Consider the following 25,407-nt stretch of genomic DNA (forward strand, 5'->3'; position numbering starts at 1 on the left):
TCCGCATGAAAAGACGGTCGTTGTCAGCAGCACTCTGGACCGGTCACAGAGAAACAGGGGCCGCAATGTGGCGGCCCCTGTCCAGAATGCAATCCAGGTGATCAGCAAATAAGCAGATCAGCTGCCGCTGCTGTTCAGCGTTGTACCGATGGTCGTGAACTTGGCGTTGATGGCATTGCCGAGCGCGCCTGCGCCGGTGATGATGGCGAGCGCGATGAGAGCGGCGATCAGACCATATTCGATGGCGGTCGCGCCGGATTCGTCCTTCACGAAACGTGCGATGAGATTAGACATTCGAGAGCTCCTACTCCACGTGTTACAGCACTTCCGTCAACTTCTGTGGTGGTTGATCGGATGCTGCAAATCTAGGGAGAAGCTCTTTCGATCGGCTTAATAAACAGCCTTACTGATTCCTTTCCCGGCTAGAACACATTGCGTGGTTAACTCCACACTAAGCGCTGGCTAATGTTCTGTTTTGCGCCTCGACGCCGCAAACGGCAAGGGCTTGGGCAGGCTTGCGACGCCTGCACGAGTCCGATGATGCGCTCGGCCATGCCGATCGCCACATCCGGGCGCAACAAGTCAACTTAACCGTTGGTTCACCAATCTCGTTCATGTTCCGTTGAACAGTCCGCTTGCGTGGAGCGCCGTGATGGCCGTGCCGAGATCCTCAATTCTGATTGCCGTGCTTCTTGCCGCCAGCTTGACCGCGCCCGCCAGGGCCGGCGCCGGGATCGAGGTCACCATGAACCAGGCCAAGATCGTGAAATTGTCGCGCCCCGCCGATACGATCGTCGTGGGCAACCCGGCAATCGCCGACGCCTCCGTCCAGGATGCCTCGACGATCGTGCTCACCGGCAAGGGTTTCGGTGTCACCAATCTCGTCGTTCTCGACCCAGAGGGCAGCCCGATCGTCGACGCACAGGTTACCGTGGTCCGCCAGGCGGCCTCGTCGGTTCGCATTTACCGGCGCGCGGAGGTCCAGACCATGTCGTGCACGCCCTATTGCGAAAGCTCCTACAAGAGTGACGCGGAGAAATCGTCCGAAGCCGAGATGAGCGTCAGCAAATAAGCCATGCGGGCAGTGCCAGCGCCCAGGTTACTGCCTGGTTAAAGCGCCTGCGCCGAGTTTAACGATCATTCAAACCGGACCTCAATTGGTTTGCACTAATACACCTGTCAGCACCGTCCAGGATGGCAGGAACATCGCATGAGCAAGGAATTCGGCTCGACAGATCAACGCAAGATCGAGCGCGCCAGGCCTTTCCAGCGCTTCGTGCGCGACCGGCGCGGCGCCACGGCGCTGGAGTTCGCGCTGCTTGCGATGCCGTTCGCGCTTCTTGTCTTCGCCATCCTTGAAAGCTGCATCTCGTTTGCCAGCCAGGAGGTGATGGCCAACATTACCGACGATGTCGCGCGCCGGCTGCGCACCGGCCAGTTGAGGGCCGCCGATGTTGCCGGAGATAATTTGAAGAACATGATCTGCGGCAAGCTGGAAATCATCGTTTCGCAGGATTGCCCCAATCAGCTGAGCGTCGATCTTCGCCAGTACACGGCATTCGCCGATGCGGCCCAGGCCGGCTTCAGGATTCAGGGCGGTAACATCCAGCTGACGAATAGCGGCGCCGATGTGCCCTTTACCGTCACGGCGGGTGCGGCGGAGTCAAGGAACATGCTGCGGGTTTTCTACAAATGGCCCATCATGACCAACCTGATGGCGCAGTCGATGGGCGGCAACAAAACGCTGCATTTCGCTTCGGTGACCTGGCAGAACGAGCCGTTCGACAACTGAGACAATCACCGAAGCAACAACAAGAAAAAAGGCAGTGAATATGATGCGTGCGGGGGCACATCAGGGAATTGCTGGGCTCTGGGGCAAATCAATGCTCTGGGGCAAATCAATCCGGTTCTGGTCCAATCGTCGTGGCGTCGCGGCGGTCGAGTTCGCGCTTATCGCGCCTATCCTGCTGGTCATGTATTTCATGACCATGGAGGCTTCGCAGGCCATCGAGACGAGCAAGAAGGTCAGCCGTGTCGGCAGCATGGTCGCCGATCTCGTCACACAACAGCCGACCATCGCCAAAGTGGACCTCGATGCCATCATGAAGATCGGCACCTTGACCCTTCAACCCTATAACCGCTCCGTGCCGGACATCACCATCACGGCCATACAGGTCACCACCGATGCCACGCCGCAGGTCCTGGTGGTGTGGTCGCGCAAGGTGGTCAACGGTGTGAACGGCGTCGGAGCCACCGCCGGCACCGCCACCACGGTTCCGGCAAGCCTCAGGGTCCCCGGAACCTTCCTCGTCCGCGTCGACAGCACCCTGGCCTATAAGCCGATCATCAGCTGGACGACCGACAGCCAACAGAAGCTCGGGTTTGTCGAGACGCTCGCCAAAGGCATGACGATGGGCGAAACCTATTATCTGCGTCCCCGCAGAAGCGTCACGATCCCTTGCAGCGATTGCTGAAAGACTTATTGCCGCCCATCGACCGATACCATCCGCACGATGGCCTCCGCCGCCGCATAGTCCTTGGGAGCCACGGGCATGAAGCCGCCAGCATGCTTCGGCTCCAGAAGGTCGTAGACATCCGGCGTCGTCGATTTGAGGTTGGTGAGGAACACGGTCAGCCGACGCTTGGCTTCCGGATCGAGGTCGCCGCGCACCGCATGGGGACCGTATCTCAGCAGACCCGACGTCCACACGACCTGAAGGGCCGAGGCCGAAAGGCCCGACGATTCGAGCCTTGCCTGCGTGCCCCCAGGCAGTCGCGGCTGACCGTCGGCCGCTGCCTTCACCCAGCCGAACATGGCGTCGGCCTCGCCGTCGACGAGCATGGTTTCAGCCGCCGACGCCGACGGGGCATGGACAAGGAATGGTGCGTCTTCGGCGATCCTGACATGTTCGGCGGCCAAGCCCGCCAGCGGCAAAAGCGAACCGCCGACGCTGTCCGGCGGCGGCATGGCGATCCGGCGGGTCTCCATGTCAGCCAGGCCGGGCAATTCGCCGTCCCTGGTCAGCAGTACCGAGCGGATGCCGGCCGCACCGTCTGAATCGACCGGAACCACGAGCGGCTCGATGCATTCGCAGCGTTGCAGCGCCGTGGCGTAGGCGGTCGCCGAATAGATGGCGTATTCGATCCGCGCATTGGCCTGTGCCTCGATCAGTGCCGCGTAATCGCGGGCAACGACGAATTCCACCTTCATGCCGAGCGCATCGGTAAAAGCTTGCGTCAGCACGGCCAGCCCCGGAACGGTATTGCCGGCGCCGGGTTCGGCGAGGATACCGATGCGAAATGTGCCGATATCGTCGCGCCAGTCTGCCCACGCCGGTCCACAACAGAACGCACCGTTCACAGCCATGAGGGCAGTCCATGTCTTGAGCGCAGCCTTCATGACGGGACCGCCTTGCCTCTTGTTTCGTCCATGGGCGCCCAACTGGTCGCGACACCTGATCTTTGCGCCTTCCGAATTGCCAAGGCCGCCATGGAACCCTATGTCTTGAGGTCCACACTGGCAACAAATGACCCGATGGCGCGTGCATTCCTCTTTGTCCTGGATTCCTTCGGCATCGGCGGCGCGGCCGACGCAGAACGTTATGGCGACGCCGGTGCAAACACGCTGGCGCACATCGCCGAAGCTTGCGCGGAAGGGCGCGCCGATCGCGACGGGCTTCGTCAGGGACCATTGTTCGTCCCCCATCTGGCATCGCTGGGACTTGGCAAGGCGGCCGAGACGGCGACAGGACTGGGTTTTACCCATTTCGGGACGGACCTGCTCGCCAATGCCTTCCATGGCGCGGCGCAGGAGATTTCGAGCGGCAAGGACACGCCTTCCGGCCACTGGGAGATCGCAGGCCTGCCAGTACGCTTCGACTGGGGTTATTTCCCGGATACGGTTCCCGCCTTTCCGGCCGACCTGACCGAGGCGATCATCCGCGAGGGCAAGGTTTCAGGCATCCTCGGCAATTGCCATGCGCCAGGCACCGAGATCATCGAGCGGTTCGGCGAGGAACACATCCGCACGGGCAAGCCGATCTGCTACACGTCGGTCGATTCCGTCCTGCAGATCGCCGCGCATGAGATCCATTTCGGCCTGGAGCGGCTCTATGAATTGTGCCAGGTGGTGCGCCGGCTGGTTGACCCGCTGAGGATCGGACGGGTGATCGCGCGCCCCTTCGTCGGCGAGACGTCAGCCACCTTCGAACGAACCTACAACCGCCACGACTACGCCGTGCCGCCACCCGAAGCGACATTGCTCGACCGGCTGACGGCGCGCGGCAGCCGCGTCATCGCCGTTGGCAAGATCGGCGACATCTTCGCCCATCGCGGGATTTCGCAGGTGCGCAAGGCGGCGGGCAACATGGCCATGTTCGACCAGGCGCTGGGCGCCATGGACGAGGCCGGCGACGGTGACCTCGTGTTCGCCAATTTCGTCGATTTCGACACCGAATTCGGCCATCGCCGCGACGTCGCCGGTTATGCCGCCGCACTCGAGGCCTTCGACCGGCGTCTGCCGGAGGCGTTTGCGAAGCTGAAGCAGGGCGACCTTCTCATCCTGACCGCCGACCACGGCAACGATCCGACCTGGCGCGGCACCGATCATACGCGCGAACGCATTCCGGTCATCGGCACTGGACCCGGCCTCAAAGGCGGCGACATAGGGCTGAGGGCGACATTCGCCGATATCGGCGAGACGGTTGCTGAACATCTGCGACTGGCGCGCGGCCGTAACGGCACGTCCTTCCACGCCACGATTGGCGGTCATGCCTGAATTGCCCGAAGTCGAGACAGTCCGGCGCGGCCTGCAGCCGGTCATGGAAGGTGCTCATCTGACCAAGGTCGAGATGAGACGACCCGATCTGCGCTTCCCCTTTCCCGAACGGTTCTCGGAGCGGCTGACGGGCAGGACGGTCACGGCGCTTGGCCGGCGCGCCAAATATCTGACCATGCATATGCAGGGCGGTCCGGTTCTGATCTGCCACCTCGGCATGTCGGGCTCCTTTCGCATCGAGACCGGCGACGACGACGAGACACCGGGCGTGTTCCATCATGAGCGTTCGAAGAGCGCGGCGCACGATCATGTCGTGTTCCATGTCGTTTCCGCGGCCGGCGCGCGCTCCCGGGTGATCTTCAACGACCCGCGCCGCTTCGGTTTCATGCTGTTTGCGGAAGAGCCGCCGGAGACGCATCCGATGCTGGGCGGACTGGGTGTCGAGCCCACCGGCAATGCGCTGGACGGCGTTCTGCTTGCCTCGCTGCTGAAAGGCCGCAGAGCGCCGCTCAAGGCAGCGCTTCTCGACCAGAGGCTGATCGCCGGCTTAGGCAATATATACGTCTCGGAGGCGCTCTGGCGCGCAGGGCTGTCACCCCTGCGCGAGGCAGGCACCATCGCCAAGCCAGGCAAGAAGGCCAGGGAACAAAGCGAAGGCCTCGCCGAGGCAATCCGTTCGGTCGTCGCGGACGCCATCGCGGCCGGCGGGTCTTCACTGCGCGACTATGTGCGCACCGATGGGTCGCTGGGTTATTTCCAGCATTCCTTCGCCGTGTACGACCGCGAGGGTGAGCCTTGCCCCAAGCCCGGCTGCAGCGGCCATGTCCAACGTATCGTGCAGAGCGGACGCTCGACCTTCTATTGCCGAACCTGTCAGAGGTAAGCTAGACCGCCGTCGAGCAAGGAGAAGCAGCCCATGGACTATGAGACGATCATCACCGAGACGCGTGGCAAGGTCGGGCTGATCACGCTGAACCGGCCAAAAGCGCTCAATGCGTTGAATTCCCGGATCCTTGCTGAACTCGTCTCGGCCGTGAACGGTTTCTGCGCCGATCCTGGCATCGGCGCCGTGGTTGTTACCGGTTCCGACAAGGCCTTCGCCGCCGGTGCCGACATCAAGGAAATGCAGGCGATCTCCTACGCGGATGCCTACAGCCAGGACTTCTTCGTTGGCTGGGAAGAGTTCACGCGGGCACGAAAGCCGATCATCGCGGCGGTGGCCGGCTATGCCCTGGGAGGCGGCTGCGAACTCGCCATGATGTGCGACTTCATCATTGCCGCCGATACGGCCAAATTCGGCCAGCCCGAGATCACGCTCGGTGTCATTCCCGGCATGGGCGGGTCGCAACGCCTGACCCGGTTCGTCGGCAAATCGAAAGCAATGGACATGTGCCTGACGGGACGAATGATGGATGCCGCCGAGGCCGAACGTTCGGGCCTGGTGTCGCGGGTCGTTCCGGCCGCCGAGCTGGTCGAAGAGGCCGTCAAGGCGGCGGCCAAAATCGCGGATTTCTCGCTGCCATCGGTGATGATGGCCAAGGAAGCGGTGAACCGGGCCTATGAGACGACGCTTGCCGAGGGATTGCGCTTCGAACGCCGCCTGTTCCACTCGCTTTTCGCGCTCGAAGACCAGAAGGAAGGGATGGCGGCGTTCGCCGAAAAGCGGAAGCCGAATTTCACCAACCGGTAGGGCGTGGCGGGCCAGCGTCCGAAACCCGTGGCATCGGCAAAAAGAACGCCCGTCGGCGTTGACGCGCCGGAAAAGCTGAACTATAAGCCGCACCAACCGAGGCGGCCCCGTGGCTGCCCGTTTGTTTTTTGCGCCCTGCGGCACGCCGCGTGCGCCGACCAGATCAGAAGAGAGGCATCATGGCCAACACATCCTCGGCCAAAAAGGCAACGCGCAAGATCGCCCGCCGCGCAGCGATCAACAAGAACCGCCGCTCGCGCGTCCGCACCTACGTGCGCCAGGTCGAAGAGGCACTCGCCTCCGGCGACAAGGCCGCCGCACAGGCCGCCTTCAAGGCAGCCGAGCCGGAATTGATGCGCGCCGCAACCAAGGGCGTGATGCACAAGAACACAGCGTCCCGCAAGGTGTCGCGCCTCGCCCAGCGCCTCAAGGTGCTGTCGGCCTGACATCGCCTTTTCAGGACGATCTTCTTCGAACCCGGCCGATCGCGCCGGGTTTTTTCGTTTGCCGGCAAGTACTTAAAAAGAATAGCCGCAGACAGCCCCAAGTGCAGGCTCCCGAGTTCGAAATGGTTTGCCGGCACATACATGCCCGCTGATGATCGGCGCGCTTGAAAAGCGCCGACTGAAAAAACTCCGCCCCGCACAAATAGGCATTTGTTTTCAAATTGTTAGCGACAGTCATCCACAGCTTGTCCACAACGCGCCGAAGGGACGGGAGGACAACTGGCTGTCAAGTGAATTATTTCAGAAAATTTCGCGCTGGCCCGGCTTTTTCATATTCGTCGGAAAAGGGTTTGAATCCCAATGGCTTTGTCAAAATATGCCGCCGCGGCATGGCGCTCCAACCCGCCCGAGGTAACCAGATTCCTTAAAAATCCGTTAGACGTGGCCTTGCCCTATCCACAGCGATTTCGGTAATGTCGATCTATCGAACGGGGCGGGCCTCTGGCCCTTAACCCAGCCTTACGCGGCCAGCTTAAATTGGCGGGATTTGCGACGTGGATCAAGTCCGCGAACGGGTATGGTTTGCTCTTTTTCGATACGGTAGGGGACTGGCGTAACTAGACATGGCAGGTAGGACGGCGCGCCGGCGCTCTTTCGCCGGACGGTGTTGTATTGCCCTGACATACCCAACGCGGACTGGCTTCCATGGGCCGGCACCGGTTCCCGCCGGATAGTGGGCGACGTTCATTGCCGGCGGCGGCAATGGGCATCGTAGCGAGGACACGGTCGCCGGAAAAGGATGCAGGAGGCGCATCCCCAGCGAAAAACAGGTACAGAAAGGCAAGGAACTCGATCATGCAGAGCGGCATCGAAAGGGAGCTTACGGGCGACCTCCCATTTCCTGGAACTTTGATCGGAGCAAACGAGATGGCGGTCTCCAGCGACGCGGAACAGAAGTTCGACCGGGTCAAGGCCCAGTTGAAGGCGCGCCTGGGAACCGAAGTTTATTCCAGCTGGTTTGGACGCATGAAGGTCGCGGAAGCGTCCAAGGGCATTGTCCGCATCTCCGTGCCCACCGCGTTCCTGCGCTCGTGGATCAACGGCCACTATCATGATCTCATTTCAGAGCTGTGGAAGCACGAGGATCCCGAGCTTCTCAAGATCGAAATCGTCGTGCGCACCGCAACCCGTCAGGGGCGCGGCCAGCCCGAACCGGAATTGGCGCCGGCTCGCAAGATGACGCGGCAGACGCAGACGGCGCTGGCCGCCGGCACCGTCAGTCCAGGTAGGGTGGAGCGGTCTCCGATGCCGCGTCCGGGCGTGCCGGTCGAGAGCGAGTTCCGCCACAATGTCCTGGGATCACCGCTTGATCCGCGTTACACGTTCGGCTCCTTCATCGAGGGACCGTCGAACCGCGTTGCCTTCGCCGCCGCCAAGGCCGTGGCGGAATCGCAGTCGAGCGCGGTACGCTTCAATCCGCTTTTCCTGCATGCCACCGTCGGGCTCGGCAAGACGCACCTGCTGCAGGCCATCGCGGCGGAATCGCTGAAGCAGAACCCGAAGTCACGCGTCGTCTACCTCACCGCGGAATATTTCATGTGGCGCTTCGCCACGGCGATCCGCGACAACAACGCACTGACGCTCAAGGAGCAGTTGCGCGACATCGATCTCTTGATCATCGACGACATGCAATTCCTGCAGGGCAAATCGATCCAGCATGAATTCTGTCATCTGATCAACATGCTGCTCGACAGCGCCAAGCAGGTCGTCGTTGCCGCCGACCGGCCACCGTCGGAGCTGGAATCGCTCGAACCGCGGGTCCGTTCGCGTCTCAACGGCGGCGTCGCGCTCGAAATGTCGGCGCCCGATTTCGCCATGCGGCTCGGCATGCTCAAACTGCGTCTGGCCACGGCCAGGATCGACGATGCATCGCTGGGCATTTCCGAAGAGATCCTCAACCACGTTGCCCGCACCGTGACCGGCAGCGGACGTGAACTGGAGGGCGCCTTCAACCAGCTCCTGTTTCGCCAGTCGTTCGAGCCGCAGATCACCATCGACCGCATCGACGAGATTCTCGGCCACATCTATCGCACGGGCGAGCCGAAGCGGGTCCGCATCGAGGACATTCAGCGTATCGTGGCGCGTCACTACAACGTCTCGAAGACGGAATTGCTGTCCAATCGGCGCACGCGCACCATCGTCAAGCCGCGACAGGTCGCCATGTATCTTTCGAAGGTGATGACGCCGCGCTCACTGCCGGAAATCGGACGGCGCTTCGGTGGCCGCGATCACACGACGGTGCTGCACGCCGTGCGCAAGATCGAGGACCTTTCCGGCAATGACAACACGCTGGCGCAGGAACTGGAATTGCTGAGAAGGCTGATCAACGACCAGGCCTGACCGGCTGGAAAGCGCCCGCTTGCGGGGTTGGCCAGCTTTATCCCCAGAAAGCCCGCGCAACCGGCCCGAACCGGTGGCGCGGGCTTGCGTTCACTGGTTTTTTCCTGTCAGTTTGCGTAGATTCTGAAGCCTGTTCAGAGCTTTCGCGGGGCGCCGGCAGCCGGAGACCCGTTCATTCATTCAAGCGAGCCTGTTTCGTCATGCGTGTTATCCTGGAACGGTCAAATCTCCTGAAGTCGCTCAACCACGTGCACCGCGTGGTCGAACGGCGCAACACCATACCGATCCTGTCGAACGTGCTTCTCAGCGCGGACGGCGCCAGCCTCGAAATGAAGGCCACCGACCTCGACCTGGAGGTGACGGAAGCGACGCCCGCCAAGGTCGAGCGCGGCGGCGCGACGACGGTCCCCGCGCACCTGCTCTATGACATCGTGCGCAAGCTCTCCGACGGCGCCGAGGTAATGCTGAAGACGGATGAGGACGGCAACGCCATGACGGTGACGTCGGGCCGCTCGAGCTTCCGCCTGCAGTGCCTGCCGCAATCCGATTTTCCCGAGCTTTCGGCCGGATCCTTCTCGCACATCTTCCGCCTCGATGCGGTGGCGCTGAAGGGCCTGATCGAGAAGACGCAGTTCGCCATCTCCACCGAGGAGACACGCTACTATCTCAACGGCATCTACCTGCACACGCATGAAGTCGGCGGCAAGCTGAAGCTGCGCTCGGTGGCAACCGACGGCCATCGGCTGGCGCGCGCCGAGATTGACGCGCCGGCCGGCTCCGAGGGCATGCCGGGCATCATCATTCCGCGCAAAACAGTGAGCGAGTTGCAGAAACTGGTCGACGATCCGGATGTCGCCGTGACCACCGAACTGTCCGACACCAAAATCCGCTTCACCATCGGCAGCGTCGTCCTCACCTCGAAGCTGATCGACGGCACCTTCCCGGACTATCAGCGGGTCATTCCGACCGGCAACGACAAGAAGCTGATCCTCGACCGCCAAAGCTTCGCCGCCGCGGTCGACCGGGTCTCGACCATCTCTTCCGAACGCGGCCGCGCGGTGAAGCTCTCGATCAGCGAAGGCCAGGTGACGCTTGCGGTCAACAATCCGGATTCAGGCAGCGCCACGGAAGAACTGGCGGCCGACTATTCGGCCGACCCGATCGAGATCGGCTTCAACGCCAAATACCTGCTCGATGTCGCCGCGCAATTGACCGGCACGGAGGCCAAATTCATGTTGGCCGATGCCGGTTCGCCGACGCTGATCCACGACATGGCCGATGAGACCGCGCTTTACGTGCTGATGCCGATGCGGGTATAGCCGGCGCGGCGTCGCTGGCGATACGACTAGGCCTTGGTTGCGGCGACTTCTACAGGCGGATAGCGGTTGCCGGCACAAACCCACATAAGTAAGCTCACGCTTACCAATTTTCGCAACTATGCGACCCTTGCGATAGATGTCGCGCCGGGCGCCGTGGTCTTTTCCGGCGACAATGGTGCGGGTAAGACCAATCTCCTCGAAGCGATCTCCTTTTTGACACCGGGACGCGGCTTGCGCCGCGCAGCCTACGGGGATGTGGCCCGTGAGGGTGGCGATGGCGGTTTTGCCCTGCATGCACGGCTCGACGGACCTGAAGGCGAGGTCGAGATCGGTACAGGCATTTCCGGGGGCGACACCGCGGAGAGCGGCAGGCGGGTGCGTATAAATGGAGCCGCGGCGCGGGCCGAGGACATGCTGGAATGGCTGCGGGTCGTGTGGCTGACGCCGGCGATGGATTCGCTGTTCACCGGGCCGGCCGCGGATCGCCGGCGCTTTCTCGACCGGCTGGTGCTAGCGATCGATCCCGGCCATGGCCAGCGCGCACTCGACTACGAGAAGGCGATGCGAGGCCGTAACCGCTTGCTGACGGAAGGCTCGCGGGATGCCAGCTGGTTCGAGGCGATAGAGACGCAGATGGCCGAGACCGGCGTGGCGATAGCGGCCGCGCGCGCCGAGTTGGTGCGCCTGCTGGTGGCCATGATCGACCGGCTGCCCGACACCGGACCGTTTCCGCGGGCCGATATCGGCCTTTCGGGTGAATTGGAGGCCGAGATTGCCGGTGCGCCGGCGGTCGATGTCGAGGAGCGGTTCCGACGGGCGCTTGCCGATGGCCGCGACCGCGACCGCGCCGCCGGACGTACCCTCGAGGGCCCGCACCGCTCGGACCTCATGGTCCGGCACCGGCCCAAGGCAATGCCGGCCGAACTCTGCTCGACCGGCGAACAGAAGGCGTTGCTGGTCGGCATCGTGCTGTCGCATGCCCGGCTGACCGGCGAAATGTCCGGCCTGACGCCGATCCTGCTGCTCGACGAGATCGCGGCGCACCTCGATGGCGGCCGGCGCGCGGCACTGTTCTCGATCCTGGAAGACCTGAACTGCCAGGCTTTCATGACGGGTACCGATGCGGCGCTGTTTTCCAGCCTGCATGGCCGCGCTCAGTTCCTGACGGTCGACCATGGCACGGTTGGGCCAACCGAAGACCCCTGACAAGATTTTTCGGCCGCTATATGGTCCTGACATGACTACCGCCCTCACCGCCGACGAGATCGAACGCTATGCCCGCCACATCGTGCTGCCCGAGGTCGGCGGCGCTGGCCAGCAGAAGCTCAAGCAGGCGCGGGTGCTGGTGATCGGCGCTGGCGGGCTCGGGGCGCCGGTGCTTGAATATCTCGCCGCGGCCGGTGTCGGCACGCTCGGCATTGTCGACGACGACACTGTTTCGCTCTCCAACCTACAACGGCAGGTCATTCACGGCACCGATACGGTCGGCATGCTGAAAACCCAGAGCGCCGGCGCTGCGATCGCCCGCATCAATCCCAACATATCGGTCGAAACGCACACATTCCGGCTCACCGCGGAAAACGCCCCTGCCCTCGTCGCCAAGTACGATATCGTCGTCGACGGGTCCGACAATTTCGAGACGCGTTATGTGGTTGCCGATGCCTGCGCCAGCGAAGGGAAGCCGCTGGTGCATGCGGCCGTCGGACGTTTCGATGGCTCGGTCACCGTGTTGAAGCCTTTCGAGGACGGCAGGGACGGCAAGCCGAACCCGAGCTATCGGGATCTGTTTCCCGAAGCCCCGCCGCCGGGCCTGGTGCCGTCCTGTGCGGAGGCCGGAGTGCTCGGCGCGCTGACCGGCGTCGTCGGCACCCTGCAGGCAATGGAGGCGATCAAACTGGTCACCGGCATAGGCGAGCCGCTGATCGGCCGGCTGCTGCTTTACGATGCGCTCGCCGCCCGCTTCGAGACCATCCGCTACAAAAGACGCTGATCTTGGAACAAACCCGTGTTTCGATCACGCAAATCCCCGCCGATTTCGGCCGCTGGGGTGATGTGCTTGCCCTGATCATGCATGCCTTCGCCTTCATGGACGGCATCATCGACCCGCCGTCGTCGGCTCACCTGCTCACAGTCGAAGCACTGCGCGCCAAAGCCTTGCGGGAGACAGGCTTTCTGGCGCTCGACGGCGACAGGATCGTGGGCTGCGTTTTTGCTCTCGAAAAGGCCGAGGGTCTTTATGTCGGCAAGCTCGCCGTCGCCCCGGACCGGCAGGGGCAAGGCATTGGCCGGCGGCTGATGCAAGCGGCCGAAGATCTGGCCCGCAGCCGCGGCAAGGCCGACATCGAACTGGAGACGAGGATCGAACTGGCCGCAAATCATGCCGCCTTTGCCCGGCTCGGCTTTCGCGAAACCGAACGGACGGCGCATGAGGGCTATGACAGGCCGACGTCCATCACCATGCGCAAGACCATTTCGTAAGCTTCGGTTTATGAGAGCCGGCGCCTGGAAGGTTTTCAGGTCCTGAGCGGCAGCACGCGGTCCGGCGGGCGATGGCCATCGACGAAGGCGCGGATATTGATGATGACCTTCTCGCCCATGTCGATGCGGCCCTCGAGCGTGGCCGAGCCCATATGCGGCAGAAGCACGACCTTGTTCCTGGCGGCCAGCTTCAAGAGCTTGCCGTTCAGGGCCGGTTCGTGCTCGTAAACGTCCAGGCCGGCGCCGGCGATCTTGCCGTCCTGGATCAGCTTGACCAGCGCTTCTTCGTCGATGATGTCGCCGCGGGCAGTGTTGACGATATAGGCGGTGGGCTGCAGCAACGCGAGCCGCCGCGCCGACAGAAGATGAAAGGTAGCGGGTGTCGAGGGACAATTCACCGAGATGATGTCCATGCGGGCCAGCATCTGGTCGAGACTTTCCCAATAGGTCGCCTCCAGCCCATCCTCGACCGCCGGCAGCACACGATGCCGGTTGTGATAGTGAATGGACAGGCCGAAAGCCTTGGCTCGCCTGGCAACGGCGGTGCCGATGCGGCCCATGCCGACAATGCCGAGCCGCTTGCCCCAGATGCGCCGGCCAAGCATCCAGGTCGGCGACCAGCCGGCCCATTTCTTGTCGCCCGTGAGCACACTGGCGCCTTCCGCCAGCCGGCGCGGCACCGCCAGCATCAACGCCATGGTCATGTCGGCGGTATCTTCGGTGAGCACGTTGGGCGTGTTGGTGACGGTGATGCCCCTCTTGGCCGCCGCCGCCACGTCGATCTTGTCGACGCCGTTGCCGAAATTGGCGATCAGCTTGAGATTGTCGCCGGCCTGGGCAATCAGTGCGGCGTCGATCTGGTCGGTCACGGTCGGCACCAGCACGTCGGCTTCCTTGACCGCGGCGACCAGTTCCGGCTGCGTCATCGGCCTGTCCTCGACGTTCAGCCTTGCGTCGAACAGCTCGCGCATGCGGGTCTCGACCGGGTCGGGCAGCTTTCGCGTGATGACCACGAGAGGCTTCTTTTTGCCTACCATTGTTTCCCTCGTTGAGACCTCTTTAACCAAGACAGGCGAAACTGAAAGCCGGTCGCGGTAGCCGATTTACCCATGTAACAAGCGGTGCCGCCGAAGACAAAGAAAAAGGGGTGCCGCAGCCATCGGGCCGGTGCCGAAAGGAACGAAAGTGTCTGGTTTCGCGTCGCTTCGCCTGGCCCTCAGCGCAGCATTTCTCGGCGCTCTTCTCTATTCTCCGCTTGCCGGCGCGCAAAGCGCGGCCGCTCCCGCCCAGAGCGCCATCACGCTCGGACCGAGCGGCCTGCCGCTGCCGCGATTCGTCAGCCTGAAATCCGGCCGCGTCAACTCGCGTGTCGGCCCCGGCGCCAACTATTCGGTCGACTGGATGTATATGAAGGCTGGCCTGCCCATGGAAATCATCCAGGAATTCGATACGTGGCGGCGCGTGCGCGACGCCGACGGCTCGGAAGGATGGATCAACCAGTCGCTGCTTTCGGGCCGGCGTACCGCAATCGTCGCTCCCTGGCAGCGCGGCAAGGGCGGCCAGATCAATCTTCTCAAGAGCCCTGAAAAGGATGCCAGAGTGGTGGCGATCGTAGAACCCGGCGTCATGGGCACGATCAAAGCCTGCGACGGCCAGTGGTGCGAGATGGCGTTCGACGGCCACACCGGCTGGCTTGCCCAGTCGGTCGTCTGGGGCGCTTATCCGGGCGAGCGGGTCAAGGACTGAACGTTTCGCTTTCGCGCCCGATACGGCCGAGATGGGTATCCTGAAATCCTGTTGACAGCTTCAAGCCGTAGCCCAGCGCGCGGTCGATCGCGATATGCGCGATCCAGATCAGTGCGACGGCGTTGCCGACCGCACTGCCGGCGAGGTGCCCGGCAAGCAACACAAGCACCGGTACGATCAGAATGTGCAAGGCGTTGTAGGCAATGGCGCCGACGCGTGGGCCGCCGAGATAACCCAGCATCGACAGGTCCGGCGCCAGGATGAGCAACGCGAAGAGCCACCAGGAAACGCCTGTCGCGCCATAGAAGACGATCGCGGTAGCCGCCGCGACGGCCCATTCGAGCCGCACTGTCCAATCGAGAAATTTCATCCCAGACCGATTATTCGGGCCAGACCGATCATTCCGGACGCTTGGGACGCAGCCTCACCACGATATCGACATTGGCGATCTCCATGCCTTCGGGCGGCTCCGGCAGATTGGTGACGGTTACCGGGCCGTTGGCGATGTCGAAAATCCTGTTTTCGCCTTCGATGTAGAAATGGTGGTGGTCGGAGGTGTTGGTGTCGAAGTAGGTCTTGGAACCTTCGACGGCGAGAATGCGCAGCAGCCCCGCTTGGGTAAACTGGTGAAGCGCGTTGTAGACGGTGGCCAGCGATACCGGCACGCCAGCGGCCTGCGCCTCCTCATGCAGTTCCTCAGCCGACAAATGGCGGTCGCCCTTGGCGAAAAGCAGGTCGGCTAGCGCAATGCGCTGACGGGTCGGCCTCAGGCCGGCTTCACGTACCCGCTTGTCCACAGCGACATTTTCCTTCCGGCAGCCCCGGTCCATCTGGTCTTCCAAGCTCGCAGTCCCGCTTCAAGACACGCCCAGAATGGCAAAAAAATGAATGTCTGCCGGAACCGGACCCCTGTTGACATATATTCTGTCGCCCGAATGCGATCAATAGCGCGCATTGACCCGGGCAGACTGGCGGGTTAAGCGCAAACGCCGGTTTCCGGCCTGAAACAGATTGTGTTAGGACACCAACGACAAGGGCGCGCTACCGCCCGGACGATATGGGGACGAAATTGATGGCGGGTTCGAAATCCAGCTACGACTACGAAGAATTGCTGGCCTGCGCTCGTGGCGAGCTGTTCGGAGAGGGCAATGCCCAGTTGCCCTACCCGCCGATGCTGATGTTCGACCGTATCACCGAGGTCAGCGAAACCGGCGGCGCCTTCGACAAGGGTTTCATTCGCGCGGAATTCGATATCAAGCCCGACCTGTGGTTCTTTGCCTGCCATTTCATCGGCAATCCGATCATGCCGGGCTGTCTCGGCCTTGACGCCCTGTGGCAATTGACCGGCTTCTATCTCGGCTGGCTTGGCGAACCCGGCAAGGGAATGGCGCTGTCGACCGGAGAGGTCAAGTTCAAGGGCATGGTCACGCCATCGGTCAAGAAGGTCGAGTACGGCGTTGATTTCAAGCGTGTGATGCGCGGCCGGCTGGTGCTCGGCATCGCCGATGGCTGGATGAAGGCGGATGGCGAGCCCATATATGCGGCGACGGACCTGAAGGTCGGTCTGTCCAAGCAGTCGGCGGTCGCTTGACCGCAGCCCTGGCCCGCGCATTGGCCAGCATCCCTGGAAGGAGTTGCGAATGAGACGTGTCGTAGTCACAGGCCTCGGCATCGTGTCGTCGATCGGCAACAATGCCAACGAGGTGCAGACCTCGCTGCATGACGCCAGATCCGGCATCAGCTTTTCCGATTCCTTTGCCGAACATGGCTTCCGGTGCCAGGTCTGGGGCGCGCCGACGCTCGATCCTTCGGCGATGATCGACCGCCGCGCGATGCGATTCCTAAGCCAGGGCGCGGCGTGGAATCACGTCGCCATGGACCAGGCGATCGCGGATGCCGGCCTCGACGAGAGCGACATCACCAACGAGCGCACCGGCATCGTCATGGGTTCGGGCGGTCCCTCGACACGCACCATCGTCGAGGCGGCCGAAACCACGCTCAAGAACGGCAGCCCCAAGCGCATCGGTCCCTTCGCGGTGCCGAAGGCGATGTCGTCGACGGCCTCGGCAACCTTGGCAACATGGTTCAAGATCCATGGCGTCAACTATTCGATCTCCTCGGCCTGCTCGACCTCGGCGCATTGCATCGGCAATGGCTACGAGCTGATCCAGTGGGGCAAGCAGGACATGGTCTTTGCCGGCGGCCACGAGGATCTCGACTGGACGATGTCGGACCTGTTCGACGCCATGGGCGCCATGTCGTCGAAGTTCAACGACAGGGCCCCGACCGCATCGCGCGCCTACGACGCCAATCGCGACGGCTTCGTCATAGCCGGCGGCGCCGGCGTACTGGTGCTGGAAGAGCTGGAGCACGCCAAGGCGCGCGGCGCCAAGATCTACGCGGAGATCGTCGGCTACGGCGCCACTTCGGACGGTTTCGACATGGTTGCGCCCTCGGGCCAAGGCGCGGTCCGCTGCATGCGCCAGGCGCTGGCGACGGTTTCCACGCCGGTCGACTACATCAACACGCACGGCACCTCAACGCCGGTCGGCGATTCGAAGGAAATGGGCGCCATCCGTGAAGTGTTCGGCGAGAAGATGCCGTTCATCACGTCGACGAAGTCGCTGACCGGCCATTCTCTGGGCGCGGCGGGCGTGCAGGAATCCATCTATTCGATCCTGATGATGCAAGGCGGCTTCATCGGCGAAAGCGCCCATATCGAGACGCTCGATCCGGAATTCGAGGGCATGCCGATCGTACGCAAGCGCATCGACAACGCAGGGATCGACACCGTTCTGTCGAACTCCTTCGGTTTCGGCGGCACCAACGCGACGCTCGTTTTCCAGCGCTACTCCGCATAAGGCCAAGTTTTTCATATAAGGATTGCCGGCCATGGACGGATTGATGAAGGGCAAGCGCGGGCTTGTCATGGGTGTCGCCAACGATCATTCGATCGCCTGGGGCATTGCCCGGAAATTGTCCGAACAGGGGGCGGAACTGGCCTTCACCTACCAGGGCGAGGCTTTTGGCCGCCGGGTCAAGCCACTCGCCGACAAGCTCGGCGCTTCGCTGGTCGTTCCCTGCGACGTCGAGGACAGCGCTTCGGTCGCCGCCACGTTCGAGACGCTTGGCAAGGCGTGGGGCGGACTGGACTTCGTCGTCCATGCCATCGGCTTTTCCGACAAGAACGAGTTGAAAGGCCTCTATGCCGATACCAGCCGGGACAATTTCGTCCGCACCATGGTGATCTCCTGCTATTCCTTCACCGAGGTGGCGCGCAATGCCGCGCCCCTGATGACCGCCGGCGGCTCGATGATCACGCTGACCTATGCCGGCTCGGTCCGCGTCATGCCGAACTATAATGTCATGGGCGTCGCCAAGGCTGGCCTGGAGGCCAGCGTGCGCTACCTCGCCAACGACTACGGCCCGCGCGGCATCCGGGTCAACGGCATCTCGGCCGGTCCGGTGCGTACACTGGCCGGCGCCGGCATTTCGGACGCCCGCCACATGTTCTCCTACCAGCAGCGGAACTCGCCGCTACGCCGGACGGTGACGATCGACGAGGTCGGCGGCTCCGCGCTGTATCTCCTGTCCGACCTTGCTTCCGGCGTCACTGGCGAAATCCACTATGTCGATTCCGGCTACCATATCGTGTCGATGCCGACCCTCGACGAGTTGAAGCAGACGGATGGCGGTCGCGACTGACGAGCGGCCCCGGTCACGCGGGTTTTTTGCCAGTAAAGAAAATAATCCTCTCCGGTAAAATTGGATTCATTCGCGGAAACCCATTTTAAGAAGGTTTCCGCTATAAAGCTTCCCATCTGGGGACCTTTTTCATGCCAGCCGCCATCAACCCGAAGCGAACACCCGTGTTCCGACTGCTCACGATAGCAAGTTCGGGCATTGGCAGTTTCGTCCTCGGAATCTGGGGGCTGAAGCACGGTCTCGGCGACGGATTTGCCGGCATTTCGGCTGATATGATGGTGTCGATCATGGCCGCGCTTTGTGCGCTGGCCGCATCGGTGGCGGCGATGTCCTTCTTTGCTGGTGTCGATGAATCGGCGGATTTCGTCTTCAACGAAACCCATTTCGACAAGCTGACCGGACTGCTGGCCCGCCCGGCGATGGTCGGCAAGATCGCCGAGGCGGCATGCGCGACAAGCCGCACCGGGGAACCGATGTTCCTGATCGACATCGACATCGACCGGTTCAAGCAGATCAACGATGCAATCGGCTACACTCACGGTGACGAACTGATCCGCGCCTTCACCAAGCGGCTGCGCGACTGCGTGCCGGCGCGCGCACTGATCGGGCGGATCGGGGCCGGCGAGTTCGCGGTGCTGCTTCCCGATCACCAGATCCAGGGGACCCTGGAAAGCATGGTCGAGAGGCTCATCGACGAGATGATGGAGCCGTATGAACTCAGCACCCACCAGCAATCGGTGAGCCTGTCGGTGGGCATCGTGGCGATGCCCAAGGATGGGATCGATCCGGTCCTCATCCTGCGCCGTTCCAACCTGGCGCTGCAGAATGCGCGCGCCAGCGGGGTTGGCAACTGGTCGGTCTTCAACAGCGATATGGGGCGGGTGGCCGACCATCGCCAATGGGTCGAGTCCGAACTGCACAATGCGTTCGAGCGCGGCGATTTCGACCTGCATTATCAGCCGCAGCTCGACCTTCCGACAGGCCGCATCGTCGGCTACGAGGCGTTGATCCGGTGGCAGCATCCCGAACGCGGCATGATCCCTCCGATGGAGTTTATCCAGATCGCCGAGGAGACCGGCATGATCAATCCGATCGGCGAATGGGTGCTGCGCAAGGCCTGCAGCGATGCCCGCCATCTGCCGGACGACTGTTTCGTCGCCGTCAACATCTCGCCGGTCCAGTTCATGACCAAGGATTTCGTCGGGCTTGTGCGCGACACGATGCGGAGCACCGGCATCAAGCCGTCACGGCTGGAACTGGAAGTCACCGAGACGGCGATGATGCAGGACCGCGACCGCGCGGCCGCCATCCTGAAAGAACTCGCCGAGATGGGGATCTCGGTCGCCGTCGATGATTTCGGCACCGGCTATTCCAACCTCAGCTATCTGATCGACTTCTCATTCGGCAAGCTGAAGATCGACCGCTCCTTCGTCAGCCGTATCGATACCGATGCGAGCTCCGGCGCGGTCGTGTCGACCATTGTCGGGCTTTCCCGGGCGCTTGGCGTCAGCATCATTGCCGAGGGCGTTGAGACCGAGAACCAGGCGACACTGCTGCGGGCAGCTGGTTGCGAAGTGGTGCAGGGCTATCTGTTCGGCCGGCCGGCGCCGCTCAAATTCAGCGCTGGTGACAGGCACGCCACCGACGAAGTCCGGCGCGTCGCCAATCTACACTGACCTACAACATGTCGCGGCAATAGGATTCGCCCGACCTGCTGTAAGCTTCCGATTTATGGATGGCGTTGTCCCCGAACCGATGACACTTCCGGGCGACACGCATTAAATGCATCGCGTCAGCGCCGTGCGACAAACACCTTGAACATGCCGTCGCGGGCAAGCTCGGCGTGGCTGGCAAAGGCGGCCGACAGCACCGGCTCGTAGGGAAGCTGGCGGTTGGCGACCATGAACAGGCGCCCACCGGGCTTCAAGGCCTTGGCCGCGGCGCGGATCATGCCGACGCCGATCTCGGGCTCGGCCGCACGGCTGCGGTGGAAGGGTGGGTTCATTGCGATGACGTCGTAGCGGCGCTCGACAGGCTCGGCCAGCAGATCCGTCCAGAAGAAGCCCTGCGCCACGGTGTTGGCAAGGTTGCCCCTGGCGGCCTCCAGCGCATCGAAATCGGCTTCGTAAAGATCGAGGGCCGACAAGCCCGGACAGCGGGCAGCCATCTCGGCCGCCACATAGCCCCAGCCGGCGCAGAAATCGGCCGCGGTGCCACGCAAATCACCGGGCAGATTGTCGACCAGCAGTTTCGAACCGGCATCGACGCGGTCGAAGGAGAACATGCCGGGTGCGGTGCGGAACCGGTCCTCAACAAGCAAGTCGGGATTGGCGGCGCGAAGCGCGGCGGCGGCTTGCACATCAACCGGACGACGCAGCCAGAAGGCAATGCCGTGATATTTTGGCATGTGGCTATCAAGGAGAACAAGATCGCCGACGCGCTTACGCAGGCTTGCGATGCCATCCTCCTTGCCACCGGCAATGACGATCAATCCACCCTCCGCCACCCGCTCGAGAGCCTCGGCGATGCGCAGTTCGTTTTCGCCGCGATGGCGGCCGGCGAGCACAAGCACTGCATCGAAATCCTCACCGGCCGATCGCGGCGTGACCGTGAAGCCAACCGCCTGCAAAGCGCGGAAATACGGGCGAAAGCCCTGTACGAGATGCAGCGTAGCCTCGAAGCCTTGTGGCAAGCGCAGGCCGGGTTCGGCGCCAAGGAAGAGAATGCGCTCGTCCCTGCCCGGCGGGGAAAGAGCCCCGGCCTCGAATGGATGAAAAAGCGTCTTCAACGCTTCAGCGGACATGGCCGTGCTCCATAAACAAAAGCGGGCGCGACATAAGCCGCGCCCGCTTCGATTTTTCCGTCAGAGGCCTCAGGCGGCGTTTTCTTCGCCTTCGGTCTTCTTGTCGCGGGCGATTTCCTTGCCGGTGGCCTGGTCGACGACCTTCATCGACAGGCGGACCTTGCCGCGCTCGTCGAAGCCCATCAGCTTGACCCAGACCTTGTCGCCTTCCTTGACGACGTCCGAGGTCTTGGCGACCCGGTCGTTGGCAAGCTGCGAGATGTGGACGAGGCCGTCACGCGGACCGAAGAAGTTGACGAAGGCGCCGAAGTCGGCGGTCTTGACGACCGTGCCTTCGTAGATCTCGCCGACTTCCGGCTCGGCGACGATGGTGTGGATCCACTTCTTCGCCGCCTCGATCTCCTTGGCGTTCGACGAAGCGATCTTGACCGTGCCGTCGTCCTCGATGTTGATCTTGGCGCCGGTCTTCTCGACGATCTCGCGGATGACCTTGCCGCCCGAACCGATGACGTCGCGGATCTTGTCGGTCGGGATGTGCATGACCTCGATGCGCGGCGCGAACTCGCCGAGTTCAGGGCGGGCGCCGGTCAGGGCATGGGACATCTCGCCGAGGATATGCAGGCGACCGTCCTTGGCCTGGCCAAGGGCGATCTTCATGATCTCCTCGGTGATGCCGTCGATCTTGATGTCCATCTGCAGCGAGGTGATGCCGCCTTCGGTGCCGGCAACCTTGAAGTCCATGTCGCCGAGGTGATCCTCGTCGCCCAAGATGTCGGAGAGCACGGCGAAGCGCTCGCCTTCCTTGATCAGGCCCATGGCGATACCGGCCACCGGCTTGGCCAGCGGCACGCCGGCATCCATCAGCGCCAGCGAGGTGCCGCAGACGGTAGCCATCGAGGACGAGCCGTTGGACTCGGTGATCTCCGAGACGACGCGCAGCGTGTAGGGGAACTGGTCGGCGGAGGGCAGCATCGGACGGATGGCGCGCCAGGCGAGCTTGCCATGGCCGATTTCGCGGCGGCCCGGCGAACCCATGCGGCCGGTCTCACCGACGGAGTAGGGAGGGAAGTTGTAGTGAAGGAGGAATTTCTCCTTGTACATGCCGGTCAGGGAATCGACGTACTGCTCATCCTCGCCGGTGCCGAGCGTGGCAACCACGAGCGCCTGGGTCTCGCCGCGGGTGAACAGCGCCGAACCATGGGTGCGCGGCAGGACGCCGACTTCGGAGACGATCTTGCGAACCGTGCTCAAGTCGCGGCCATCGATGCGCGCGCCGGTGTCGAGGATGTTCCAGCGAACGACCTTCGCCTGCAATTCCTTGAATACCGAGCCGATCTGTTCGGAGGTGTACTTTGCGTCCTCGCCTTCAGCCGGGGCAAACGCGGCCTTGACCTTCGCCTTGACAGCGTCGACGGCGGCGTAGCGCTTCTGCTTGTCGACGTTCTTGTAGGCATTGCTGAGCTCGTCGCCGACGATCTTCAGCATCTCGGCCTCAAGCGCGGAATAATCCGGCGCGGTGAAGTCGCGCGGCTCCTTGGCGGCAACTTCCGCCAGCTTGATGATGGCGTCGATGACCGGCTGGAAGCCCTTGTGGCCGAACATGACAGCGCCGAGCATCAGCTCTTCGCCGAGTTCCTTGGCTTCCGACTCGACCATCAGCACGGCATCAGTGGTGCCGGCAACGATGAGGTCGAGCTTGGATTCCTGCATCTCGTCGACATGCGGGTTCAGCACATATTCGCCATTGATGTAGCCGACGCGCGCGCCGCCGATCGGGCCCATGAAGGGAACGCCCGACAGGGTCAGGGCCGCCGAGGTGGCGACGATCGACAGGATGTCCGGGTCATTTTCGAGATCGTGCTGGACGACGGTGACGACGATCTGCGTGTCGTTCTTGTAGCCGGCGGCGAAGAGCGGGCGGATCGGGCGGTCGATGAGGCGGGAAACCAGCGTTTCCTTCTCGCTCGGACGGCCTTCGCGCTTGAAATAGCCGCCCGGGATCTTGCCGGCGGCATACGTCTTTTCCTGGTAATTGACGGTCAGCGGAAAGAAGTCGAGACCGGGCTTGGGCTCCTTCATCGAAACGACGGTGGCGAGAACCTTGGTCTCGCCGTAGGTGGCGAGCACCGCGCCGTCGGCCTGGCGCGCGATCTTGCCGGTCTCCAGGATGAGCGGACGACCGCCCCATTCGATTTCCACTTTGTGGTGATTGAACATGTCTTGTCCTTAATAAGCGGAAAGGGCCGCGCCGTTTCACGGTGCGCGGATGCCCTTTGCCTGGCTTCCTTTCTCGGGCAGCCACGGGCAAGACAACGGGAAGCTCGGGTGACTTAGGCGCGACAAGCGCGCGCGAGCGTCCTGCAATCCTGCCCCATGACCGTCCATGGGCGGTTTCGAACGGCCCTTTGCACGCTCGAAACCGGGTCTGGCCAGCCTATGCGACTGGCAGAATGCGCGACCGGCGGGCTCTCCGAAGAAAGCCCGCCGGTCAATTCGTCAACGGCGCAGACCGAGCTTCTCGATCAGTGTCTGATAGCGCGAGTCGTCCTTGCGCTTGAGATAATCAAGCAGGCTGCGGCGCTGGGACACGAGAGCGAGCAGACCACGGCGGGAATGGTTATCCTTCTTGTGGTCCTTGAAATGGTCGGTCAGGTTCTTGATGCGCTCGGAAAGGATGGCCACCTGGACTTCCGGAGACCCGGTATCGCCCTTGGCGGTTGCGAATTCACCCATCAATTCCTGTTTGCGCTCGGCAGTAATCGACATCGTGTTTTTCCTTATCTGTTTGAGGAAACGGGTCGCCCACAGCCGGGATGTCGTCCAGCAGGGGCCGTGCATGCAAAGCGTCAAGGCGCTATGCTGCGGCGCATATAGTGCAATTCCCTGAAAAACACCAGCCCAATTCACAAGCCGGCTTTTGAGGCTCAAATGACAGATTTAAACCCGATCAAAGCCATTTCTTCCATTTGAAGAATGCAATCAGCCCGACAGCGACGGCAGCCATGAACAGCAGAGACAGGGGATAGCCGTAGTACGCCTTCAGCTCCGGCATATTCCAAGGCGAGCTGGCAGGGTCGAAGTTCATGCCCCAGATGCCGACCAGGAAGGTGAGCGGCATGAAGATGACCGAAACGATGGTGAGATAGGAGATGACGTCGTTGGTGCGGGCCTGGCTCAGCGACAGATGCATTTCGATCAGGCCGGTCAGCATGTCGCGCTGGGTCTCGACCAGCTCGATCAGCCTGAGCGAATGGTCGAGCGTGTCGTTGAGGAAGACCTTGGTCTCGGCTGTGACATAGGCCACGTCGTTGCGGATCAGCGTTGCCAGGGCATCGCGCATGGGCCACAGCACGCCTTTCAGGACATTGGCATCGCGCCGCAATTCGTGCAGCTGCCGCATCTGGTGCTTGTGCGTCGAATGCAGCATCTGGTCCTCAATGCTGTCGACCAGGTCGCCGGCAGCCTCGATCGGCGGAAAATAGCTGTCGACGATGGCGTCGATCAGCGCATAGGCGAGATAGTCGGCGCCGCGCGTGCGCAACCGGTTGGGGGCCGAACTCTCGATGCGCTTGCGCACCGGATCGAACGGATCGCCCTCGCGCTCCTGAAAGGTGACGACGAAGTTCTCGCCGAGGAAGAGAGCGATCTGCTCATAGCGATGCGACGTGACATCGTCGATCATGCGCATGACGACGAAGGCGTGATCCTCGAAGAAGTCGACTTTCGGCCGCTGGCCGGTGTTGACGACATCCTCCAGCGCCAGCGGATGCAGGCTGAAGATGCGGCCGATCTCCTCGATCAATTGGATGTTGGCAAGGCCGGTGCAGTCGAGCCAGATGACGGGCCATTTCCGGCAACTGGCCTCGACGTCGTCGATGCTGGCGTTCTCGATGGTCTTGAACTTCTGCGGCGAGATCAAGGTCAGCCGCAGTTCGGAGCGCCGCGCCGCCGGATCGGCGATCAGCGTGCCGGGCGAGGCGCCAACCGGAGGCCGTCTCGTCTTCACCGGCGCCCTTTTTTTCACCACCTCGGCCTTTGCCATG

The 25,407-nt window shown here is 62.5% G+C and carries 26 protein-coding genes; 17 read left to right on the plus strand and 9 right to left on the minus strand.

The window, feature by feature from the left end; all coding sequences use genetic code 11:
• Positions 1–117: 117 nt before the first annotated feature.
• Complete coding sequence (locus FJ527_RS01645; RefSeq protein ID WP_140614764.1) at positions 118–294, minus strand: Flp family type IVb pilin; 177 nt, start codon at positions 292–294, stop codon at positions 118–120.
• A 358-nt stretch (positions 295–652) separates the two neighbouring features.
• Here FJ527_RS01645 and FJ527_RS01650 point away from each other — a divergent pair, with 358 nt between their 5' ends.
• From FJ527_RS01650 to FJ527_RS01660, 3 genes are all read left to right on the plus strand, one after another.
• Entirely contained in the window at positions 653–1,072 is a 420-nt protein-coding gene (locus FJ527_RS01650; RefSeq protein WP_140660658.1) for a pilus assembly protein N-terminal domain-containing protein, read from the plus strand.
• 138 nt (positions 1,073–1,210) lie between these two features.
• The gene (locus FJ527_RS01655) at positions 1,211–1,792 is read left to right on the plus strand and encodes a TadE/TadG family type IV pilus assembly protein (RefSeq protein ID WP_140821364.1); all 582 of its coding nucleotides are present in this window, start codon (positions 1,211–1,213) and stop codon (positions 1,790–1,792) included.
• Between the two features lie 40 nt (positions 1,793–1,832).
• On the plus strand, positions 1,833–2,474 hold the full coding sequence (locus FJ527_RS01660; RefSeq protein ID WP_140660893.1) for a TadE/TadG family type IV pilus assembly protein: 642 nt from the start codon (positions 1,833–1,835) through the stop codon (positions 2,472–2,474).
• A 5-nt stretch (positions 2,475–2,479) separates the two neighbouring features.
• Here FJ527_RS01660 and FJ527_RS01665 read toward each other — a convergent pair whose 3' ends face one another.
• Positions 2,480–3,400 carry a phosphate/phosphite/phosphonate ABC transporter substrate-binding protein gene (locus tag FJ527_RS01665; RefSeq protein ID WP_140821366.1) on the minus strand — a complete coding sequence of 307 codons (921 nt, stop codon included), beginning with the start codon at positions 3,398–3,400 and terminating at the stop codon, positions 2,480–2,482.
• A gap of 135 nt (positions 3,401–3,535) precedes the next feature.
• On the opposite strand from FJ527_RS01665, the gene FJ527_RS01670 reads away from it, so the two are divergent.
• The 9 genes from FJ527_RS01670 to FJ527_RS01710 all read left to right on the plus strand — a co-directional run bounded on the left by FJ527_RS01670 (position 3,536) and on the right by FJ527_RS01710 (position 13,110).
• Positions 3,536–4,777 carry a phosphopentomutase gene (locus tag FJ527_RS01670; protein WP_140821368.1) on the plus strand — a complete coding sequence of 414 codons (1,242 nt, stop codon included), beginning with the start codon at positions 3,536–3,538 and terminating at the stop codon, positions 4,775–4,777.
• Positions 4,770–5,660, plus strand: coding sequence for a bifunctional DNA-formamidopyrimidine glycosylase/DNA-(apurinic or apyrimidinic site) lyase (mutM, locus tag FJ527_RS01675; protein ID WP_140821369.1), 891 nt, complete (start codon positions 4,770–4,772; stop codon positions 5,658–5,660). Before FJ527_RS01670 ends, mutM begins: the two co-directional genes overlap by 8 nt.
• 33 nt (positions 5,661–5,693) lie before the next feature.
• The gene (locus FJ527_RS01680) at positions 5,694–6,467 is read left to right on the plus strand and encodes an enoyl-CoA hydratase (protein ID WP_015319342.1); all 774 of its coding nucleotides are present in this window, start codon (positions 5,694–5,696) and stop codon (positions 6,465–6,467) included.
• 179 nt (positions 6,468–6,646) lie between these two features.
• Positions 6,647–6,913 (plus strand): 30S ribosomal protein S20, encoded by a 267-nt coding sequence (gene rpsT, locus FJ527_RS01685; protein ID WP_015319343.1) that lies wholly within the window; start codon positions 6,647–6,649, stop codon positions 6,911–6,913.
• A gap of 855 nt (positions 6,914–7,768) precedes the next feature.
• On the plus strand, positions 7,769–9,313 hold the full coding sequence (gene dnaA / locus FJ527_RS01690) for a chromosomal replication initiator protein DnaA (protein ID WP_031241021.1): 1,545 nt from the start codon (positions 7,769–7,771) through the stop codon (positions 9,311–9,313).
• A gap of 200 nt (positions 9,314–9,513) precedes the next feature.
• Entirely contained in the window at positions 9,514–10,632 is a 1,119-nt protein-coding gene (gene dnaN / locus FJ527_RS01695; RefSeq protein ID WP_015313988.1) for a DNA polymerase III subunit beta, read from the plus strand.
• Between the two features lie 66 nt (positions 10,633–10,698).
• On the plus strand, positions 10,699–11,838 hold the full coding sequence (recF, locus tag FJ527_RS01700; RefSeq protein ID WP_015313989.1) for a DNA replication/repair protein RecF: 1,140 nt from the start codon (positions 10,699–10,701) through the stop codon (positions 11,836–11,838).
• A 31-nt stretch (positions 11,839–11,869) separates the two neighbouring features.
• A complete protein-coding gene (locus FJ527_RS01705) occupies positions 11,870–12,622 on the plus strand; it encodes a molybdopterin-synthase adenylyltransferase MoeB (protein ID WP_015313990.1) in 753 nt (250 codons plus the stop codon).
• A gap of 2 nt (positions 12,623–12,624) precedes the next feature.
• Positions 12,625–13,110 (plus strand): GNAT family N-acetyltransferase, encoded by a 486-nt coding sequence (locus tag FJ527_RS01710; RefSeq protein ID WP_181166263.1) that lies wholly within the window; start codon positions 12,625–12,627, stop codon positions 13,108–13,110.
• Positions 13,111–13,145: 35 nt separating this feature from the next.
• Here FJ527_RS01710 and FJ527_RS01715 read toward each other — a convergent pair whose 3' ends face one another.
• Positions 13,146–14,147: a D-glycerate dehydrogenase gene (locus FJ527_RS01715; RefSeq protein WP_140660652.1), complete on the minus strand. Its 1,002-nt coding sequence runs from the start codon at positions 14,145–14,147 to the stop codon at positions 13,146–13,148.
• 148 nt (positions 14,148–14,295) lie between these two features.
• On the opposite strand from FJ527_RS01715, the gene FJ527_RS01720 reads away from it, so the two are divergent.
• Positions 14,296–14,856: an SH3 domain-containing protein gene (locus FJ527_RS01720; protein WP_140821371.1), complete on the plus strand. Its 561-nt coding sequence runs from the start codon at positions 14,296–14,298 to the stop codon at positions 14,854–14,856.
• Here FJ527_RS01720 and FJ527_RS01725 read toward each other — a convergent pair.
• Entirely contained in the window at positions 14,846–15,226 is a 381-nt protein-coding gene (locus tag FJ527_RS01725) for a DUF4260 domain-containing protein (protein WP_140821373.1), read from the minus strand. The genes FJ527_RS01720 and FJ527_RS01725 overlap by 11 nt on opposite strands.
• 28 nt (positions 15,227–15,254) lie before the next feature.
• Entirely contained in the window at positions 15,255–15,686 is a 432-nt protein-coding gene (irrA, locus tag FJ527_RS01730) for an iron response transcriptional regulator IrrA (RefSeq protein WP_015313995.1), read from the minus strand.
• 242 nt (positions 15,687–15,928) lie between these two features.
• Between irrA and fabA the strand changes: the two genes are divergently transcribed.
• The 4 genes from fabA to FJ527_RS01750 all read left to right on the plus strand — a co-directional run bounded on the left by fabA (position 15,929) and on the right by FJ527_RS01750 (position 20,237).
• The gene (gene fabA / locus FJ527_RS01735; RefSeq protein WP_127276870.1) at positions 15,929–16,447 is read left to right on the plus strand and encodes a 3-hydroxyacyl-[acyl-carrier-protein] dehydratase FabA; all 519 of its coding nucleotides are present in this window, start codon (positions 15,929–15,931) and stop codon (positions 16,445–16,447) included.
• A 49-nt stretch (positions 16,448–16,496) separates the two neighbouring features.
• On the plus strand, positions 16,497–17,717 hold the full coding sequence (fabB, locus tag FJ527_RS01740) for a beta-ketoacyl-ACP synthase I (protein ID WP_140821374.1): 1,221 nt from the start codon (positions 16,497–16,499) through the stop codon (positions 17,715–17,717).
• 31 nt (positions 17,718–17,748) lie between these two features.
• Positions 17,749–18,561 carry an enoyl-ACP reductase FabI gene (fabI, locus tag FJ527_RS01745; RefSeq protein WP_140660650.1) on the plus strand — a complete coding sequence of 271 codons (813 nt, stop codon included), beginning with the start codon at positions 17,749–17,751 and terminating at the stop codon, positions 18,559–18,561.
• Positions 18,562–18,692: 131 nt separating this feature from the next.
• Positions 18,693–20,237, plus strand: a complete 1,545-nt coding sequence (locus FJ527_RS01750) for a bifunctional diguanylate cyclase/phosphodiesterase (RefSeq protein WP_140614773.1) — start codon at positions 18,693–18,695, stop codon at positions 20,235–20,237.
• 116 nt (positions 20,238–20,353) lie between these two features.
• Here FJ527_RS01750 and FJ527_RS01755 read toward each other — a convergent pair whose 3' ends face one another.
• From FJ527_RS01755 to corA, 4 genes are all read right to left on the minus strand, one after another.
• Complete coding sequence (locus FJ527_RS01755; RefSeq protein ID WP_140821376.1) at positions 20,354–21,364, minus strand: class I SAM-dependent methyltransferase; 1,011 nt, start codon at positions 21,362–21,364, stop codon at positions 20,354–20,356.
• Positions 21,365–21,433: 69 nt separating this feature from the next.
• Complete coding sequence (pnp, locus tag FJ527_RS01760; protein WP_015314001.1) at positions 21,434–23,581, minus strand: polyribonucleotide nucleotidyltransferase; 2,148 nt, start codon at positions 23,579–23,581, stop codon at positions 21,434–21,436.
• A 279-nt stretch (positions 23,582–23,860) separates the two neighbouring features.
• Positions 23,861–24,130 (minus strand): 30S ribosomal protein S15, encoded by a 270-nt coding sequence (gene rpsO / locus FJ527_RS01765; protein ID WP_015314002.1) that lies wholly within the window; start codon positions 24,128–24,130, stop codon positions 23,861–23,863.
• Positions 24,131–24,311: 181 nt separating this feature from the next.
• Complete coding sequence (gene corA, locus FJ527_RS01770) at positions 24,312–25,406, minus strand: magnesium/cobalt transporter CorA (RefSeq protein WP_140787140.1); 1,095 nt, start codon at positions 25,404–25,406, stop codon at positions 24,312–24,314.
• Position 25,407 lies beyond the last annotated feature (1 nt).

The sequence above is a fragment of the Mesorhizobium sp. B2-4-18 genome (assembly GCF_006441385.1).
GTDB lineage: Bacteria > Pseudomonadota > Alphaproteobacteria > Rhizobiales > Rhizobiaceae > Mesorhizobium > Mesorhizobium australicum.